The 17661-nt window shown below is 73.7% G+C and carries 17 protein-coding genes; 3 read left to right on the forward strand and 14 right to left on the reverse strand.

Annotation, left to right across the window (positions count from 1 at the left end; translation table 11 throughout):
- Window positions 1-27 precede the first annotated feature (27 nt).
- The 9 genes from OG259_RS04855 to OG259_RS04895 all read right to left on the reverse strand — a co-directional run bounded on the left by OG259_RS04855 (window position 28) and on the right by OG259_RS04895 (window position 7569).
- Window positions 28-1512 carry a cellulase family glycosylhydrolase gene (locus OG259_RS04855; protein WP_328941043.1) on the reverse strand — a complete coding sequence of 495 codons (1485 nt, stop codon included), beginning with the start codon at window positions 1510-1512 and terminating at the stop codon, window positions 28-30.
- A gap of 190 nt (window positions 1513-1702) precedes the next feature.
- A complete protein-coding gene (locus tag OG259_RS04860; protein WP_443051914.1) occupies window positions 1703-2671 on the reverse strand; it encodes an ABC transporter substrate-binding protein in 969 nt (322 codons plus the stop codon).
- Complete coding sequence (locus OG259_RS04865; RefSeq protein WP_328941044.1) at window positions 2668-3333, reverse strand: ABC transporter permease; 666 nt, start codon at window positions 3331-3333, stop codon at window positions 2668-2670. The genes OG259_RS04860 and OG259_RS04865 overlap by 4 nt, the downstream gene beginning before the upstream one ends.
- A gap of 49 nt (window positions 3334-3382) precedes the next feature.
- The gene (locus OG259_RS04870; protein WP_328941045.1) at window positions 3383-4063 is read right to left on the reverse strand and encodes an ABC transporter permease; all 681 of its coding nucleotides are present in this window, start codon (window positions 4061-4063) and stop codon (window positions 3383-3385) included.
- A 125-nt stretch (window positions 4064-4188) separates the two neighbouring features.
- The gene (locus OG259_RS04875; RefSeq protein ID WP_328941046.1) at window positions 4189-4578 is read right to left on the reverse strand and encodes a VOC family protein; all 390 of its coding nucleotides are present in this window, start codon (window positions 4576-4578) and stop codon (window positions 4189-4191) included.
- Between the two features lie 91 nt (window positions 4579-4669).
- Window positions 4670-5500: an ammonia-dependent NAD(+) synthetase gene (gene nadE / locus OG259_RS04880; RefSeq protein WP_328941047.1), complete on the reverse strand. Its 831-nt coding sequence runs from the start codon at window positions 5498-5500 to the stop codon at window positions 4670-4672.
- Window positions 5501-5592: 92 nt separating this feature from the next.
- Window positions 5593-5733, reverse strand: coding sequence for a hypothetical protein (locus tag OG259_RS04885; RefSeq protein WP_328941048.1), 141 nt, complete (start codon window positions 5731-5733; stop codon window positions 5593-5595).
- Between the two features lie 114 nt (window positions 5734-5847).
- Window positions 5848-6996, reverse strand: coding sequence for a sulfite oxidase (locus tag OG259_RS04890; protein ID WP_328941049.1), 1149 nt, complete (start codon window positions 6994-6996; stop codon window positions 5848-5850).
- 147 nt (window positions 6997-7143) lie between these two features.
- Complete coding sequence (locus tag OG259_RS04895) at window positions 7144-7569, reverse strand: hypothetical protein (protein WP_328941050.1); 426 nt, start codon at window positions 7567-7569, stop codon at window positions 7144-7146.
- Between the two features lie 185 nt (window positions 7570-7754).
- Here OG259_RS04895 and OG259_RS04900 point away from each other — a divergent pair, with 185 nt between their 5' ends.
- A complete protein-coding gene (locus tag OG259_RS04900) occupies window positions 7755-8198 on the forward strand; it encodes a DUF6325 family protein (RefSeq protein ID WP_328941051.1) in 444 nt (147 codons plus the stop codon).
- A 40-nt stretch (window positions 8199-8238) separates the two neighbouring features.
- Window positions 8239-8526 carry an SHOCT domain-containing protein gene (locus OG259_RS04905; protein WP_328941052.1) on the forward strand — a complete coding sequence of 96 codons (288 nt, stop codon included), beginning with the start codon at window positions 8239-8241 and terminating at the stop codon, window positions 8524-8526.
- Window positions 8527-8614: 88 nt separating this feature from the next.
- On the opposite strand, the gene OG259_RS04910 is transcribed toward OG259_RS04905, so the two are convergent.
- The 3 genes from OG259_RS04910 to OG259_RS04920 all read right to left on the reverse strand — a co-directional run bounded on the left by OG259_RS04910 (window position 8615) and on the right by OG259_RS04920 (window position 13334).
- Window positions 8615-10750, reverse strand: coding sequence for an ATP-binding protein (locus OG259_RS04910; RefSeq protein ID WP_443051915.1), 2136 nt, complete (start codon window positions 10748-10750; stop codon window positions 8615-8617).
- Window positions 10751-10851: 101 nt separating this feature from the next.
- A complete protein-coding gene (locus OG259_RS04915) occupies window positions 10852-12441 on the reverse strand; it encodes a molybdopterin-dependent oxidoreductase (protein ID WP_328941054.1) in 1590 nt (529 codons plus the stop codon).
- Window positions 12442-12716: 275 nt separating this feature from the next.
- Window positions 12717-13334, reverse strand: coding sequence for a sigma-70 family RNA polymerase sigma factor (locus tag OG259_RS04920; RefSeq protein ID WP_328941055.1), 618 nt, complete (start codon window positions 13332-13334; stop codon window positions 12717-12719).
- 136 nt (window positions 13335-13470) lie between these two features.
- Between OG259_RS04920 and OG259_RS04925 the strand changes: the two genes are divergently transcribed.
- Window positions 13471-14469, forward strand: coding sequence for a cobalamin B12-binding domain-containing protein (locus OG259_RS04925; RefSeq protein ID WP_328941056.1), 999 nt, complete (start codon window positions 13471-13473; stop codon window positions 14467-14469).
- 57 nt (window positions 14470-14526) lie between these two features.
- Here OG259_RS04925 and OG259_RS04930 read toward each other — a convergent pair whose 3' ends face one another.
- Both OG259_RS04930 and OG259_RS04935 read right to left on the reverse strand, forming a co-directional pair.
- Window positions 14527-15900, reverse strand: coding sequence for a cryptochrome/photolyase family protein (locus OG259_RS04930; RefSeq protein WP_328941057.1), 1374 nt, complete (start codon window positions 15898-15900; stop codon window positions 14527-14529).
- 82 nt (window positions 15901-15982) lie between these two features.
- Window positions 15983-17629, reverse strand: coding sequence for an SDR family oxidoreductase (locus OG259_RS04935; RefSeq protein ID WP_328941058.1), 1647 nt, complete (start codon window positions 17627-17629; stop codon window positions 15983-15985).
- Window positions 17630-17661: the final 32 nt, after the last annotated feature.

Genomic DNA, 17661 nt, shown 5'->3' on the forward strand with positions numbered 1-17661 from the left:
GAGGCCGGACGTGTCAGGCCGCGACGGTCAGGAGGTCGGGAAGTCGTCCGCCGTCCTGACGCGGTCACGGATCCAGACCCCGGCGGGCTTCAGCGAGCCGGTGCCGGCCCACGGTCCGCCCGCGTCGCAGGTGCCCGTCTTGAAGACGGCGCCGCTGCGCTCGTCGTCGGAGAAGTTCCAGTTGACCCAGCTGATCTTCTTCGCGGCCATGAGGTCGAGGAAGCGCTGCGACATCGCGAAGTCGTTGCTGCCCTCGCCGGCGTAGTTCTGGGTGCCGAACTCGGTGACGAAGACGGGCAGCTTGTCGGCGGCGCGGGACAGGGTGTTCAGGTACTCGTCCCGGTGCGAGGAGGCGTAGAAGTGGAAGGTGTACATGATGTTGGTGGCGTTCACCGGGTTGGACACGACCTCGGACTCGTTCGCGCCGTCGGAGACTCCGAACGAGGACCACGCGCGCGTGCCGACGAGGATCGGGGTCTCGGCGTCCTTGGCGCGGATGACCGGGATGAGCTGCTCGGCGTAGCTCTTGATGCGGGACCAGGCGACGCCGTTGGGCTCGTTGGCGATCTCGTACAGCAGGTTGGTCTTGGAGCCGTGGCGCTGGGCGATCTCGGTGAAGAAGGTCTTGGCGCGGGCCAGGTTGTAGTGCGGGTCGCCCGGGTCGAGCATGTGCCAGTCGACGATCACGTACATCCCGCGGGCGGTGGCCTGCTCGATGAGGGAGTGGGCGAGGTCGGTGTACTTGCGCGGGTCGGTCTCGTAGCCCTCCTCCTGGACGTAGGTGGAGACGCGCAGGACGTCCGCGTTCCAGTCCTTGGCGAGGGCGTCGAGCGAACCGCCGGTCAGGCACTGGCTGTACCACTGGGTGCCGTGGCTGGACATGCCGCGGAGCTGGATCGGCTTGTCGTACTGGTTGCAGAGCTTGGTGCCGCAGACCTCCAGCTGGCCGTTGACGGCGGCGGGGGTGGTGCCGGTGGGCGGCGTGGTGGTGGCGTTGTCGACGGTGAGGTGGTCGACGTTGGGGCCGCCGTTGGCGGTGGTGGCGGTGGCGCGGATCGTGTTGGCGCCGGCCTTGAGAGTGGTGGTGACGGTGGTGGTCGCCCAGCTCGTCCAGGCGCCGGTGCCGGCGAAGGACTTGCCGGAGGCGGCTACGGAGCCGTTGACGGCTATGTCCATGGGGCGGTTGGTGGTGGTGCCGTTGGCGTAGCGCAGGGTGAGGGTCGCGGGGCCCGCTTGGGCGGCGTTGACGTTCCACTGGACGTAACTGCCGGTGGCGTTGTCGTAGTTGACGAAGCCGTTGCCGGTGAATCCGGTGTGGTTGGACTCGACCGCACCCTGGGAGACGGTGGCCGCCTCGGCCTCGTGGGTGACGGGGGCGGCGGTCGCGGTGGGCGGGGCGGTGGCGAGGCCGAGGAGGAGGGCGCCGAGGGCGGTTCCGGCGACGCCGAGGCGCCGGAGTCCGGGCCGCTGGGCGATTCTGATGCGGGGTCGTACGGATCGTGCCGAAGTCATGGGGGTCTCCACGGTACGACGAACGAGGTCGGGGGGACTGCCCAGTTGGACAACTGGACTGGAAGGAAACTTTCCTAACGGATGAATAGCAGGGCCGTGGACCCGCTCGCAAGGGTCATGACAAGAGACGCTGTTCAGCGGGCTGACAGCGGGGCCCGGCGGCGGGGCCTGCCGCCGGGAGCCCGTGACCTCAGCGCGGGACGAGCCCCTTCCCCGCGAGATAGTTCCGCGCCACGTCCTCCGGGAGGCGCCGCCAGCTGTCCACCTCCTCGTTGAGCCGGGTCAGATCGGCCGTGGTCAGGACCGTGTTGAGGCGGGAGAGCGCCCGGACGACACCCTCGCTCCCGGCGCGGGCGCGGTTGACGACGGGGACGATGTGGTCGGCGTTCTGCAGACGTCTGTCGTCGGCGAGGAGCACGAGCCCGAACTCGTCGAGCGTGGCATCGGTGGTCGTGGTCAGCACCAGCTGGTCCTCGCCGTTCTGGACGGCCTGCTTGGCCGGGGTCGTACCGACGCCCTTGGGGTCGACGGCGGTCACGTCGATGCCGTAGACCTCCCTCAGACCGGGGGCGCAGTACGGCCGTCGGACGCATTCGTCACCGGCGGCGAGCCGAACGGGGAGGCCTGTGGCGCCGAGGTCGCCGAGGGTCTTCAGACGGTGCTCGGCGGCGAAGGCGGCGGTGACCGCGAAGGCGTTCTGGTCGACGGCGCGGCCCGCGTCGAGGACGGTGAGCCCGCGCGGGGCGGCGAGCGCGCGAAGCGCGGTCATGGTGGCGGCCGTGTCGGGCGAGCCGACGGTCGGCGCGTCGGCCCCGTTGGCCTTGGCGTTCAGCCAGTCGGCGAACGTCGCCGCGTACTCCGGTACGACGTCGATCTGACCGCGTTCCAGAGCCGGTTCGTACAGCTCGCGGTTGGTGACGGAGAGGATCTTCGTGCCGTACCCGGCCTCTTCCAGCAGCAGGGCGTACATCTGGGCCAGCAGGTCGCTCTCGGTGAAACCGGCCGAGCCGACGATCAGCCGGCGGCTGTTCCCCGGCGGGGCGGTGACCTCGCCCTGGTCCTCGAGGGACGGGCCCGCGGAGCAGCCGCCGAGTGCGGCGCAGGCCGCCAGGAGGACTCCGCGGGCGACGACTCCGGGCCGTTGGGGCGATCCGGTCACGTGCCGCTCCCCCGGGCGCCGAGGCGCTGGACGGCCTCGAAGACCCCCTCCACGAGCAGCGCGAGCACCGCGACGAGACAGGCGCCGGCGACGACCTGCGGGGTGGAGGCGAGATTGAACCCGGCCGTGATGATCCGGCCGAGCCCGCCGCCGCCCGCGAGCGCGGCCACGGTGGCGGTGGCGACGAGCTGGACGGCGGCGATCCGTACCCCGGTGAGGATCAGCGGCAGCGCGAGCGGCAGTTCGACCCGGGCGAGGGTCTGGCCGCCGGTCATGCCCATGCCCCGGGCGGCCCGTACGACATCGGGGTCGACGCCCCGCATGCCCACGTAGGCGTTGGTCAGCAGCGGGGGTACGGCGAAGAGGACGAGGGCGATGATCGTCGGCCACTCGCCGAACGAGCCGATCGGACTGAGGAGGAGCAGGACGAGGACGGCGAAGGTGGGGACCGCACGGCCGACGTTGGAGAGGCTCACGGCCAGCGCGCCGCCCTTGCCGAGGTGACCGAGGACGAGGGCGACCGGCAGGGCGATCGCACAGCTGATGACGAGGCAGACGACGGTGAGGAAGAGGTGCTCGGCGAGCCGGTGCCAGATTCCGTTCTCCCCCGACCAGTGCGCGGAGGTGGTGAGCCAGGACCAGGCGTCGGCGAGGGTGGTCATACGGCTGTCCCGCAGGTCGAGAGGACGGTCCCGCAGGCCCGTGAGCCGGTCATGCCGCCTGCCCGCGCGTCCACGGCGTGAGCAGGCGTTGCGTGCCGAGGAGAAGCAGGTCGGCGGCGATCGCGATCAGGACGCAGAGCACCGAGGCGGTGAGGACCTGGGCCTTGAAGTAGGTGTTCATCCCGGAGTAGATGAGATTGCCGAGACCGCCGTGGCCGACGATCGCGCCGATCGTGACCAGGGAGACGGCGGAGACGGTGGCGATCCGCAGCCCTGCCATGGCCGCGGGCACGGCGAGCGGCAGCTCGACGCCGAGAAGGAGCCGGACCGGGCCGTACCCGAGGCCACGGGCGGCCTGGCGGGTCTCCTCGGGGACGGCGCGGAGCCCGGCCAGGATGTTCCGGACGAGGAGGGTGAGCGAGTACAGGACGAGGCCCGCCACGACCAGCGCGGCGGAGAGTCCGTACACGGGCAGGAGCAGCGAGAACATCGCGAGCGCCGGAATCGTGTACAGGAGCGTGGTGACGCCCAGGATCGGTCCGGACGCCCAGCGCCGGCGGCGGGCGGCGACCGCGAGGGGCAGGGCGAGCACCAGGGCGAGGGCCACGGAGATGCCCGCCAGCTGGAGGTGCTGGACGACGGCGTCGGTGAGGATCTCGCTCCGCGTGGAGAGATAGGCGCCGCAGATCCACTCGTTGCGGGCGAGGCAGTCGTCTGGCGGCGCGGTCACCCTCCCATTCGAGGCGGTACGCGGCCGCCGCGCACGCGGGCCGGTCCGTTCGGGGGCGGGGACCGGGCCGGTGGGCTGCGCCGACGTCCGGGCGATTGCGGTCAGCGGTCTTCATGGAGGACCGGTCAGCGGTTCTCCTGGAGGACCGACAGGACGTTGCCCGCCGGGTCCGTGAACCACGCGATGGCCGGTCCGCCCTCGACCCGCACGATGCCCTTGGCGTCGGCCTCGAAGCCGTCGTACCGCTCCAGGGTCACTCCGCGCCCCGTCAGCTCGTCCACGGCCCGGTCGATGTCCTCGACCTCGAAGTTGAGGATCGTGTAGGTCGCCGGGGTGTGGTTGTCCTTCGGGTAGACGAAGACCCGCGCCCCGCCGGCCAGGGTGAGGAAGAGCATCCGCATGTCGCCCTGCCCCTCCTCGCCCACCTTCAGGCCGAGGGTCTCGCCGTAGAAGCGCCGGGCGGCGTCCAGGTCGTCGACCGAGAAACCGCTGAATGCCGAGGTTTCGCCGAACATGGCGTGCTCCTTTCCGGGGGCCCGTTGCGAGGCACCCCTTCCAGGATCCGCCGAGTGTCCGCCGCCCGCCGCTCAGGTGAGGCCGGGTGGCTCAGGGAGCGATCGGCAGCTGCCGCTTGTGCTCGGTGAGCTCGTAGCGCCGCACGATCGTGGCGAAGGCGGCCTCGGCGACCGGCTTCCCCTCCAGGAAGTCGTCGATGTCGTCGTAGGTGACGCCGAGCGCGTCCTCGTCGGGCTTGCCCGGGTCGAGGGTCTCCAGGTCGGCCGTGGGGGTCTTCCACACCAGCTCGGCCGGGGCGCCGAGCTCGGCCGCGACGGCGCGGACGCGCCGCTTGGTCAGACCGGTGAGCGGGACGACGTCGGCGGCGCCGTCGCCGAACTTGGTGAAGAAGCCGGAGACGGCCTCCGCGGCGTGGTCGGTGCCCACGACGAGTCCGTCGTTCGCCCCGGCGACCGCGTACTGGGCGATCATCCGCTGGCGGGCCTTGATGTTGCCCTGCACGAAGTCCTGGTGGTGGGCGTCGCGGAAGGTCACGCCGCCGGCGAGACCGGCGTCGAGGGCCGCGTCGCTGGCCGCCTTGACGTCCACGGTGAGGACCTCGTCGGCGCGGATGAAGTCGAGGGCGGTCTGCGCGTCCTTCTCGTCGGCCTGGACGCCGTACGGCAGGCGCATCGCGTAGAAGGTGGCCTCGTGGCCGGCGGCGCGGGCCCGCTCCACGGCGAGCTGGCAGAGCCGTCCGGCGGTGGTGGAGTCGACGCCGCCGCTGATGCCGAGGACGAGGGAGCGCAGCCCGGTCGAGGTGAGCCGCTCGGTGAGGAAGGCCACGCGGCGCTCGATCTCGGCCCGCGGGTCGAAGGTCTCGGCCACCTGGAGGTCCCGGGCGATCTGCTGCTGGAGGGCGGTGGACGCCGGGTCGGTCACGGGGGTCTCCTCGTCAGGTCAGGGGCTACGGGGGTCGACTTTACGCACCCGGGCCGGGGCACGTCGCCCTGCCCCGTGCCCGAAAGAGCAGGTCAGACTCCGGAAGGGGCCTCCAGCGACCGGGCCGGGCTCCGGTGGGCCCGTACGAGGACGGCGGCGGTGACGACGAGGATGAGGTCGAGCAGGGCGAGGGAGGCCGGCGGCGGCAGCCGGACGGCGGCGACACCGGCCACGGCGCAGGCGGCGCCCGCGAGGAGGCGTGCGATCCGTGCGCGGTGGCGCGACAGAACCAGGCCCTGGTGACGAGACGGAGCGCCGTCCGCCCGCAGGACAGGGCCCGGTGGTGGCTACGCCGTCTCTCGGGCCGCGGTCGCGTCGGGGGTGCAGAGAACCTCGACGCGCTGGACGAGGTTGTTGGCGAAGCCGCCGCGGTTCCAGGGTTCGACCAGCGGCTGGACGTTGCCCTCGGCGTCGGTGGCCCGCACGGTCAGATGGCGCAGGCCCGGTGTCGCCGTCCAGGTGGTCCGCCAGGCGGACCAGGCCCAGGGGTGCGCCGGGTCCCGGACGACCTCGGCCTCGGTCCAGGCCGCACCGCCGTCCTCGCTCACCTCGACGCGGGTGACCGGACCGTGGCCCGACCAGGCGCGCCCGGCGAGCGGGACGGGCCCCGGGCGGACCACCCGGGTCCTGGACATGAAGTCGGGGAACCCGGGTGGCACCATCAGGGCCCGGGGCGCGATGAGGGTGACCGGCTCCCCCGGGTCCTCGGGCCCCTGCCGGAGGCGATAGGCCACGCGCTGCTGGAAGCCGGCGTACGGGGCGTCGGTGAGCGTGATGTCGTGGAGCCACTTCACATGGGCCATGCCGTACCAGCCGGGGACGACGAGCCGGAGCGGGCTGCCGTGCTGCGGGGGCAGGGGCGCCCCGTTCATGGCGTACGCGACGAGGACGTCGCGGGCCGGGTCGGCGGCCGTCGTCAGCGGGAGGCTCCGCCGGTAGTCCTGCTCGACGCCCCGCTCCACACCGTGGTCGGCGCCCGTGAACACCGCCTCGACGGCGTCCTCCGCGATCCCCGCCTCCGCGAGCAGTGTCGCGAGGGGGACGCCGGTCCAGTCGGCGGTCCCGACGGCCTCGACCAGCCAGGGCTGGCTGACGGGGCGGGGCGACAGCCGGGCGCGCCCGTTCCCCGCGCACTCCAGGGTCACCCGGCGGGTGACGGAGGGCCGGGAGCGGAGTGCGTCCAGGTCCAGGGCGAGGCTCCGGAGGACCCGGCCCCCGACGGTGAGCCGCCAGCCGTCGGCGGCGGTGTCGGGGATGTCGTAGTGCACGAGGACGTAGTGGACTCCGGGCGGGGTGACGTCGTACCGCAGGGCTTCCAGCGGCAGTCCGTGGTTGCGGGCGGCGAGGGCCAGCTCCTGCACGGTGACGCCCTCGTCCGGCCCGGCCACGCGTCCTGGTGTGCTGATGTCGCTCAGACCACTCAGGGATCCGTCCATGCCCTCATGGTGCGCCGCGGGCAGGGGCGTGGCACCTCGGCACCGGCCGGGCCCGGGAGCGATCGATGAACGACACGGCACCCCTGGGTCGCGTCCGGAAAGTCCCGCCCGGCCCGCGGGCAGACGGCGCTACCTTCCGGACACGACCTAGTCGGCGGTGACTCCCCAGTAGCCGATCCCGGCGGGCTCGCCGTCGCGATAGAGCACGGTGCAGTTGCCCTGGGCCCGATCCGGATACTCCAACCGCCCTGAGTCGAGTGCCTCGTCCCATTCCTCGTAGGTGGGTCGGCCGCCGGGGGACCAGGCGCGCACCTCGTCATCGGTCAGCGGCCGCAGGAACGGACCGTCGTTGTCCGTGTCGGTGGCCTCGATCATGGAGGGGAAGTCCAGCACGGTGGCCGTGCCGCCGGTGAAGATGTACTCGTGCCATGCCGGGTCCCGCCACAACTCCTCGATGGATCGCCCTTCGAAGCCGTGGTCGTCCCGCGCGAACGTCTCCTCTCGGGCCTGCCGGAACGCGGCCTCCGGATCACGCTGGTACGGGCCCGTCTGAGTCCACGCGTTACCGCCCATGTCTGCTCCCTCCCCTATGAACTGTCCTGGCCGAGCGGCAGCGTAGGGGACGGCACCGACAGCGCACTCCGCGGCGAGGTGCTCCCGCCTCGGCGCGCCGGTGGTCCGCGCCGTACCGACATGCGCGGGAACCGGCCCGGTGATGCAATGGATCCACCGAAAGCCACGACACCAGGGGTTACGCCGTGAACGACGAAGCCGAAGAGCTGGGACCGATCGACTACCTGATCGTGGAGTTCCCAGGCAACCGAATGACGGGCGAGGGCCTGCCCCTCCTGGTCGATCTCGTGGACCGTGGCCTCATTCGCATCCTCGACCTGACCTTCGTCAGGAAGGAGGAGGACGGCTCCGTGAGCGGCCTGGAGATCGCCGACCTCACCGGCGACGGCGAGCTCGACCTGGCGGTCTTCGAGGGCGTCTCCTCCGGACTCCTCGGCCAGGACGACCTCGAAGAGGCCGCAGGCGCCCTGCAGCCGGGCAGTTCCGCCGGCATTCTGGTCTACGAGAACCGTTGGGCCGCGCCCTTCGCGGCGGCCCTGAACCGCAGCGGTGCCCAGGTGGTCGCCTCCGGGCGGATCCCGGTCCCCGCCGTCCTGGCCGCGCTCGACACCGCGGACGACGCTCGCTGAGCGTCGTCCGACGTCAGTCGAGGAACAGAAGGGAACCTCCATGCCAGGCCTCCTCCGCGGCGTCGCGCGTACGGCCGTCGTCGCCGGAACCGCAACCGCCGTGTCGAACCGAGTGAGCCGCCGCCAGCAGGGCCGGTGGGCGGCACAGCAGGAACAGGAATACGCAGCTCCGCCACCGCCGCCCGCGGCCGCACCGCCGCCCCCTCCGGCGGGCTCCGACATGACGAGCAAGATCGACCAGCTCAAGCAGCTCGGCGAGCTCAGGGACCAGGGCGTACTCACCGACAGCGAGTTCGAGGAACAGAAGCGCAGGATTCTCCAGGCCTAGGCCTCGAAACCGGCCCGGGCCCAGGGGGTGTCTTGTGGATCAGCCCCGATCAGGTAGCCCTGATCGGGGCTGATCCACAAGACACCCCTCAGGAGTGCCGGGAACCGCGCAGTGCCCGGTCGAGGCCGTCCTGGGGGAGGCCGGTGAGGGCGCGTACGAAGATCTCCTCGTAGGCCGGTTCCCCGATCGTCGCGCGGACGGTGTCCGTGTACTTCTCGTGCATGGCGCGCAGGCCGGGCAGGCCGCGCCGGGGCTGGCCCGTGGAACGCCAGAACGCCTCCCCCGTGCCCGAGACGTCGGCCGCGCGCTCGCCGTCACCGGCCGCGGCGAGGGCGGTGGCGAGGACGTCGAGCCCGAGGGCGACACCGAGGCTCGCGCCGAGTCCCCTGGTGCCTTCGAGCATCGCGCGCGCGTGCCCGGCGGCCGCCGCCGGGTCACCCTCCAGGAGACCGGTGAGGGCGAGCTGGTACTCCAGGGCCGTCCGGGTCCAGTGCTCGTCCAGCCCCTCGCACAGGGTGCGCAGCGCCGTCGCCCGGTCCCGTGCCTCGGCGAGCCGGCCGAGGCCCGTGAGGGCGAAGACCCGCACGAGGTGGCAGCGCAGCTGGGCGGCGGAGTCGGCGGGGCCGCCCTGGGCGGCGTCGAGTACATGGCTCACGACGACGTACGCGGCCATCGGCCGGCCGGTGGTCAGGGCGAGGAGCCCGGCGAGGGCGGCGGCGTCGAGGGTGAGGTCGCCCGGCCGGGGCCGTGCCCGGTCGTCCGGCGGGCAGTGGCTCTCCTCGTACCCCGTGGACGGGTCCTCCGTGGACTCGGTGTACTCGGTGTACCGGGCCTCCCGGGCACAACGCTCGCTCACCTCCTGCGCGGGACCGAACTCGCCCTGGAGTACGAGGGTGACGCCGAGCGCCCACAGGGCGCGGGCCCTGGGGCGACCGCGCGCGCCGCTCAGCAGCAGGGCCTGTTCGAGGCCGTCGCGGGCCTCGCGGAGGCGGCCCCGGCAGGACCAGGCGAAGGCGACGGAGCCGACGAGGTCGAGGGCCGCGTCGGGGTCGGTCCGCAGCAGCCGGTCGAGGGCGGTGCGCAGGTCGGTGTGGTGGGCGTCGACGCTCCGGTACCAGCGCAGTTGGCGGGTGCCGTGCCAGGCGGTCTCGCCCCGGCGCGCCAGGCCCCGGAAGTGGGCGGCGTGCCGGTCGGCGACGGTGGCGGTCTCTCCGGTGCGGTCCAGCCACATCGCCCCGTACGCGCGGATCGTGTCGAGCATCCGCAGTCGTCCGCCCGCGTCCGGCGGGCGGACCAGTGAGGCGCGGACGAGCCCGTCGAGGGCGTCCGGGAGGGTGGCCCGGTCGAGCGGGCCACCGATGCAGACGGCGGTCGCCGACGCGGGGTCGAAGGGGCCGCGGAAGACGGAGAGCCGGGCCCAGAGGAGGCGTTCGAGCGGGGCGCTCAGCTCGTGGCTCCAGCCGATGGCGGCGCGCAGGGTCTGATGGCGGCTCGGCCACACCCGTTCGGTGTGGGCGAGGAGGTCGAAGCGGGCGGCGGGCGGGGCGTCGAAGCGGGTGCCGAGCTGGTCCCGGACGGCTTCGGCGCCCTGGAGGCGGATCTGGGCGGCGGCCAGTTCCAGGGCGAGCGGGATGCCTTCGAGGCGTACGCAGATCTCGCCGGCCGGACCGGCGGCGGGGAACTCCTCCCCGGCGGCCCGGCGGAGCAGCTCCAGGGCGTCGCCTCCGGCGGGCGGCAGCGGGTCGAGGGCCACGACCTGCTCGCCTTCGACGCCGAGGGGCCGTCGGCTGGTGGCGAGGACGGTGAGTCCGGGGGCGGCCGCGAGGAGTTCGGTGACGAGCCGGGCGCAGGGTTCGGCGAGGTGCTCGCAGGAGTCGAGGACCAGCAGCAGCCGGTCGTCGGCGAGCCGGCGGCAGAGCCCGGTGGTCGCCATGCCGGGGGTGTGGTCGGCGAGGTCGACGGAGTCGGCGACGAGGGCGACGAGGAGCCGGTCGCCGTCGAGCGGGGTGAGGTCGGTCCACCAGGCGCCGTCGGGGTACAGCCCGGCGGCGCGGTGCGCGGCGCGCAGTGCCAGCCGGGTCTTCCCCACGCCCCCGACGCCGGTCACGGTGACGAGGCGGTGCTCCGCCAACGCGGCGGATATTCGTCCCAGTTCCGTGCGGCGTCCCACGAAACCGGGGTTCTCGTCCGGCAGATGTCCACGCACGGGAGCAGTCTCCCTCATGAGAGCGACGAACGGGCGGGCGGCACCGGTTCGTTACGGTCCTCGGACCGAGTCGGCGACACCTTCCCGCCCGTCACGATGCCGCACCCCGCCCGCCACGGCTACCCCTCTTCGACGGTCACGACGACCGAGTGCCAGCCCTGTGCCCCGTCGGGCATCGTGCCGGTGCGCTCTTCGGGCTGGGTGGCGCCGGTGCCGTCGGTGGCCCGGACGGTGAGGGTGTGCCGGCCGGGGGTCGCCGTCCAGGGGTACAGCCACTGGCGCCAGGTGTCGCTGCTGTCCTCGGCGGCGAGGCGTGCCTCCTGCCAGGGGCCGTCGTCGATCCGTACCTCGACCCGGCGGATCCCCCGGTGCTGCGCCCAGGCGACCCCGGCGATCATCACGGTGCCGGCGGCGGGGCGGGCGAAGGAGCGGGGGGTGTCGATGCGGGACTGGGTCTTGACGGGGGCCTGGGCGGCCCAGCCGCGCGGCACCCAGTAGGCGTCGTAGGCGGCGAAGGTGGTGAGCTCGATCGACGCGATCCACTTGCAGGCGGAGACGTATCCGTAGAGGCCGGGGACGAGCATCCGGACGGGGAAGCCGTGGGTGAAGGGCAGGGGCTCGCCGTTCATGCCGAAGGCCAGGAGGGCGTCACGGCCGTCCATGACCTGCTCGACGGGGGTGCCGATGGTCATGCCGTCGACGGAGCGGGCGACCAGCTGGTCGGCGGGGCCGCCTTCGGAGGGCGGGCGGACTCCGGCCTCGCGGAGGAGGTCGGCGAGGGAGACGCCGAGCCAGCGGGCGTTGCCGACGTACGGGCCGCCGACCTCGTTGGAGACGCAGGCGAGCGTGATGTCCCGCTCCACGATCCGCCGGGTCATGAGCTCCGGCAGGGTGAGGGTGAGTTCCTCGCGTACGCCGCTGCCGTGGACGCGCAGCCGCCAGCGGTCGGCGTCGACCCGGGGCACGACGAGCGCCGTGTCGACCCGGTAGAAGTCGCGGTTGGGGGTGACGAAGGGACTGATGCCCGGGACACGAAGCTGGGCTCCGGCGGGGACGGCGGGGGCGGGGGACGCGGGCCGGGGCAGCCGCAGGGCCGCGCGGGAGGCGGCGGCGTTCTCCTCGACGGGGCTGCCGATCGCCCTGGCCACGGCGGCGGCGCCGGTCGCGGCGAGGCCGGCGGACGCGGCCACGACCAGGAAGCTCCGGCGGTCGGCGCGGGCGCCACCGGATCCGGCGCGGGCCCTCCGGGCGAAGAGGAGGCCGATCAGGCCGTAGAGCAGGAGCGCTCCGACGACGGCCCCCACCAGTGAGGGCACGGCGTCGAGGGCGGAGTCCGAGTCGGGGCGGGTCACGGCGGCCAGGGCCCCGAGGACGCCGAAGGCACCCACCGCCGCCGATCCGAGCAGACGGTGGCGCAGGGCGAGGAGCCCGATCCCGACGGCGAGGAGCCCGAGGACGATCAGGATGCCGAGCTGGAGGACGGCCTTGTCGCTCTCACCGAACTCGCGGATCGCCCATTCCTTGACGGCCGCCGGGGTCCGGTCGACGACGGCGCCGCCGACGGCGGGCACGGGGCTCGCTTCGGGCCGCACCCAGAAGGCGGCGACGTCCGCGACGGCCAGCGAGACATACGCGGCGAGCAGGCCGCCGAGGGCTGCCAGGAGTCGGTCCGTGCGGGTCGGCTCAGGTGGTGGCTCGGAGAGGGTCATGCTCCTCATTCGGCATCGACGGCGCTCCGGATGGGCCGATTCACCTGGAAGGTGGACGGGCGTGGGGTCCCGGTGTGGTCCTCGGACCGGGTGTGGTCCTCGGACCGCCGCTCCGGACGTGGCCCTCGGCGCGCGTCGACTGTACGTCTGTACGTCACGTGCGTCGCCCTTGCGTCACCCGTGCGTCGTTGCCGTCCCGCGCGGGGGCGTGGCAGGTTTCCCGACGCGCCGGGCAGTGGACCGCTGCTCGGCCCGCGGGGGCCGCGGACCGTCTCTCAGCCCGCGGGGGCCGTGACGCGCGGACCCGACGCCTCGCCCAGCGAACGGCGCATCCGGTCGAGGCCGCGCCGCGCGTGGCTCTTCACCGTGCCGAGCGGCATTCCGGTGCGCTCGGCGATCTGGACCTGGGTGAGGTCCCCGTAGAAGGCCATGGCGAGTACCTCGCGTTGCGCGGCGGGCAGTTTCGCCAGTTCGCCGGTGACCACGAGCCGGTCGACGACCCGGTCGGGATCCGGGGCGGACACGCCGTCGGGCGGCAGCCGTGTCCCGGCCGCGACCACCAGGTCACGGCGGCGGGTGCGCGCCGCGAGGGCGTCGGCGATCTTCCGCCGGGTGATGCCGACGAGCCAGCCGGGGAACGGACCGCGCTCCGGCCGGTAGCCGACACGGCCCCGCCAGGCGGCGAGGAAGACCTGCTGGCCGACGTCCTCGGCCTCCCGGGCGTCGCCGAGGGTGCGGGCGGCGAGGGTGTGCACGAGGCCGTGCCACCGGGCGTGGGCGACGGCCAGACAGCGCTCGTCGCCGCGCACGAACCCGTCGGCGACCTCGCGGTCGGACAGGGACCGCGCCTCGGTGCGGAGCGACGGCTGGGCGGCGACACTCGGTGCGGTCATGACGACGACTGCTCCTCTGGCCGGGACCGGCGGCGACCGGTCGGCGGGCGGGGGTCCCCTCGCGGGGCACCCCAAGGCTCCGTCCCGGCACGACGGCCGCACCATTCGCATCGGTTGTGCGTCGTATCGTGGCTTCATGACCGAACCCTCGCCGGGGCTCACCAGCGGCGCGGTCGCGCGGCGCCTGGGCGTCGCGCCCACGACCCTGCGCTCATGGGACCGGCGCTACGGCATCGGCCCCGCCGCCCACGAAAGCGGCCGGCACCGACGGTGGACTCCGGGTGACATCGCCGTGCTTCAGGAGATGTGCCGTCTGACGGCGTCCGGAGTCCCTCCGGCGGAGGCGGCCCGAGCTGCCCGAGCGGCCCGGTCCGGAGCCGCGCCGGCCGCGCTCCCCACCGGGGAGGCGTCCACGGCGCCGCCTGCCCGTGAACAGCCCCTGGGCGACGTACGACGGGAACTGCGGGGCCTGGGCCGCGCGGCCGTCCGGCTCGACTCCGGGGCCATGGACGAGCTGCTGGAGTCCGTGATCGCGCGGCACGGTCTGGTCGCCGCCTGGGAGGAGGTGCTGGCACCGGCCCTGCATGCCGTGGGCCGTAAGTGGGAGACCTCGGAGGACCGCTACGTCGAGGTGGAGCACCTGCTGTCGTGGCACGTGTCGACGGCGTTGCGCCGGGTCGGCGCGGCGGGGCGTACCGGGCCCCCGGAGGCCGGCACTCCCCCGGTGCTGCTCGCCTGCGTGCCCAACGAGCAGCACACGCTCCCGCTGGAGGCACTCGCCGCGGGGCTAGCCGAACTCGGGGTGCCCACCCTGATGTTCGGGGCGGCCGTGCCGCCGGAGGCGCTCGACCAGGCGGTACGGAGGACCGGACCCGCCGCGGTCGTGCTGTGGGCCCAGGCACGGTCGACGGCCCACCACCCCCTGGCCCGCCACGTCGCCGACGCCTCTTGGGGCGTCAGAGGCGCCCGGACGCGGACGGCGGTCCTCCTCGCGGGTCCCGGCTGGGCGGGCCGGACTCCCGGGCCGGGGATGCTGCGCCCCGTCGGGCTGCGGGACGCCCTGTCCCTCCTGCACGGTCTCTGCGCGGCGGCACGGGACGGCGACGGGACCGCCGCCCCGTCGGGAGGGCCCTGAGCGGACGCCGTTCGGCGCGCTCCCGAGATCGGTCGCGGTCCGCCCCTCCGGCACCCCCTAGTCCTGTCCCCGGGCGTGCCGGAAGCGGGCGAGGCCGTCGGCGAGTTCGACCACGGGGTCGGGGTAGTCGTACCGGGCCCGTTCGAGACCGGGCAGCTTCCACGGCTCGTGGACCGCGGGGCCTCGGAGCCCGGCGAGTTCCGGGACCCAACGCCGTACGTACGCGCCGTCGGGGTCGTACCGCCTGCCCTGGATCACCGGGTTGAGCACCCGGTTGGGGCGGCTGTCGGTGCCGGTGCCGGCCATCCACTGCCAGTTGAGCTGGTTGTTGGCGACATCGCCGTCGACCAGCAGGTCCAGGAAGTGCCGCGCTCCCTCGCGCCAGTCGATGTACAGGGTCTTGGTCAGGAACGAGGCGGCGAGCAGCCGCCCGCGGTTGTGCATCCAGCCCTCGTGGGCGAGTTGGCGCATGGCGGCGTCGACGACGGGGTAGCCGGTGCGGCCGTCCCGCCACGCCCCGAGGTCGGCGTCCGCGTGCTTCCCGTGCCTCCAGTGGTCGTGCCGGGTGCGGTAGTCGTCGGCGGCGGCGTCGGGGCGCGCGGCGAGGACCTGGTGGTGGAAGTCGCGCCAGCAGAGCTGGCGTACGAACGCCTCGGCGCCCGCCCCGCCGCGCGACCGGGCCCGGTGAAGCGCCTCGGCCGCCGAAACGGCGCCGAAGTGGAGGTACGGCGAGAGGCGGGACGTCGCGTCGCCCGCGAGGTCGTCATGGCCTTCCTCGTACGTGTCTGCGCCCCGCGTCAGCCAGGCGGTGAGCCGCCTCCTGCCCTCCTTCTCGCCGCCGGTGGCGAGGCCCTCGGAGACGTACGCGGCGTCCGCGCGGGCCGGCAGGCCCTCGGAGCCGATCCCCGGGGGCGTCCGGACCGCTCGCGGCGCCGCCAGTGGCTCGCGCAGCCGCTCGCGCGACCAGCGCCGGAAGTAGGGGGTGAAGACCGCGTAGTGGTCCGATCCGCTGGGTGTCACCGCGCCCGTGGGCAGCGCGGTGACGACGGCGTCGTGGACGTACAGGCGCCGCCCGTCCGCCTCCAGGGCGCGGCGCAGCCGGTCCTCACGGCGCCGGGCGAACCCACTGCAGCCGGCCGCCATGTGGACGTCGTCGGCTTCGGCCTCCCGCACGACGGCACGCACCTCGGCGACGGGGTCGCCCGAGCGCACCACGAGGCGGCCGCCGCGCTCGCGCAGTTCGTTGTCGAGATCGGCGAGGCAGTCCGCGAGGAAGGCGTTCCGGTTGGGCGCCGAGTGGCCCGCGCGGGACACGGCCGGATCTCGTACGAACAGGGGGACGACCTCGTTCCCCCGGCCCAGCGCGGCACGCAGGGGCGGATGGTCGTGGACACGGAGGTCCGAGGTGAACAGGACGACCGAGACGTTCATGGCACCGCTCCTGGCATGGGGCCACCGACCGGCACGGCGAGGCTCCGGCCCGGTGGTCGCTGTGGTGTCGTGCGTGCGGAGGTCATTCGCCCTGCGGGGGCGATCCGGATGCGGGTGACGGGCCGGAGACCCCCGACGAGCCGGACACCCCCGACGGACCGGACACTCCCGACGAGCCGGATGCCGACGACGAGCCGGACATCGGCGACGGGCCCGCCGTCCCCGCCGCTTCGCTCGCCTCCGCCGTCAGCGCGATGTTGCGGGCCATACCACCGAAGACCACGGCGTGGAACGGCGCGACGCTCCACCAGTAGGCGTGGCCGGCCAGGCCGTGGGGATGGAACAGGGCGCGCTGGCGGTAGCGGGTCACCCCGCTTCCGTCGCGCTCGGCGTACATCTCCAGCCAGGCGAGGCCGGGGAGCCTCATCTCGGCGCGCAGCCGCAGCAGCCGGCCCCGTTCGATCTCCTCCACCCGCCAGAAGTCCAGCGAGTCCCCGGCTCTCAGGTGCAGGGCGTCGCGCCGGCCCCGGCGCAGACCGACGCCTCCGACGAGCCGGTCGAGCCATCCCCGGACCGCCCAGGCGAGGGGGAAGGAGTACCAGCCGTTCTCCCCGCCGACGCCCTCGACGACCCGCCACAGCGCCTGCGGTGACGCGCCGACGGTGAGTTCGCGCTCGTCGGTGTAGAGGCTGCCGCCCGCCCAGTCGGGGTCGGTGGGCAGCGGATCGCTCGGCGCGCCCGGCACGGAGGCGGAGGACCAGCGGGTGGTGGTCCGGGCCTCGCGGACCCGTTGGAGGGCCAGGGACAGCGCTCGGTCGAAGCCGAGAGGGGCACCGGGCGGGTCCGGCACCAGGTCGGCGATGTCGTGCTCGCCGCAGACGACCTCGTACCGCAGCGACTCCGCGAGCGGGCGGGCGATGGACCGGGGCACCGGGGTGACAAGGCCGATCCAGTGGCTGGACAGCCGGGGCGTGAGGACCGGCACGGGGAAGATGAGCCGCCGGGGCAGTCCGGCGACGGCGGCGTAGCGGCGCATCATGCCTAGGTACGTGAGGACGTCGGGGCCGCCGATGTCGAAGGTCCGGCTGACCTCCGCGGGCATCCGCGCGCTGCCGACCAGATAGCGCAGGACGTCCCGGACGGCGATCGGCTGGATGCGGGTACGGACCCAGCTCGGGGTGACCATCACGGGCAGGCGTTCGGTGAGGTACCGGAGCATCTCGAACGAGGCCGAGCCGGATCCGATGATGACGGCGGCGCGGAGCACCGTGGTGGGAACCCCGGATTCCAGGAGGATGCGGCCCACCTCGGCGCGTGAACGCAGATGCGGCGACAACTCCTGGTCGGGCACGCCACGAGGGGTGAGACCGCCGAGGTAGACGATGCGGCCGACACCGGCGGCGCGGGCCTCTCGGGCGAAGTTCTCGGCCGCGGTACGGTCGGTGCGCTCGAAGCCGCGCCCGGCGCCCAGGGCGTGCACCAGGTAGTACGCGACGTCGACGTCGCGGAAGGCGGGCGCGAGGGTGTCGGCGTCGGTGACGTCGCCCCGGACGATCTCCACCTCCCCGGCCCAGGGGTGGTCGCGCAGTTTCGCGGGGGTGCGGGCCAGGCACCTCACCCGGAAACCGGCCTCCAGGAGTTCGGGGACGAGGCGGCCGCCGATGTAACCGCTGGCGCCGGTGACCAGGCACAGCGGTCCCGGGGTCTCGTGCCCTGACGCGTCGCTCATGGATCTGCTCCGTTCCGTTGTCGGTGGAGGTC

Source organism: Streptomyces sp. NBC_00250 (assembly GCF_036192275.1).
Classification (GTDB): Bacteria; Actinomycetota; Actinomycetes; order Streptomycetales; family Streptomycetaceae; genus Streptomyces.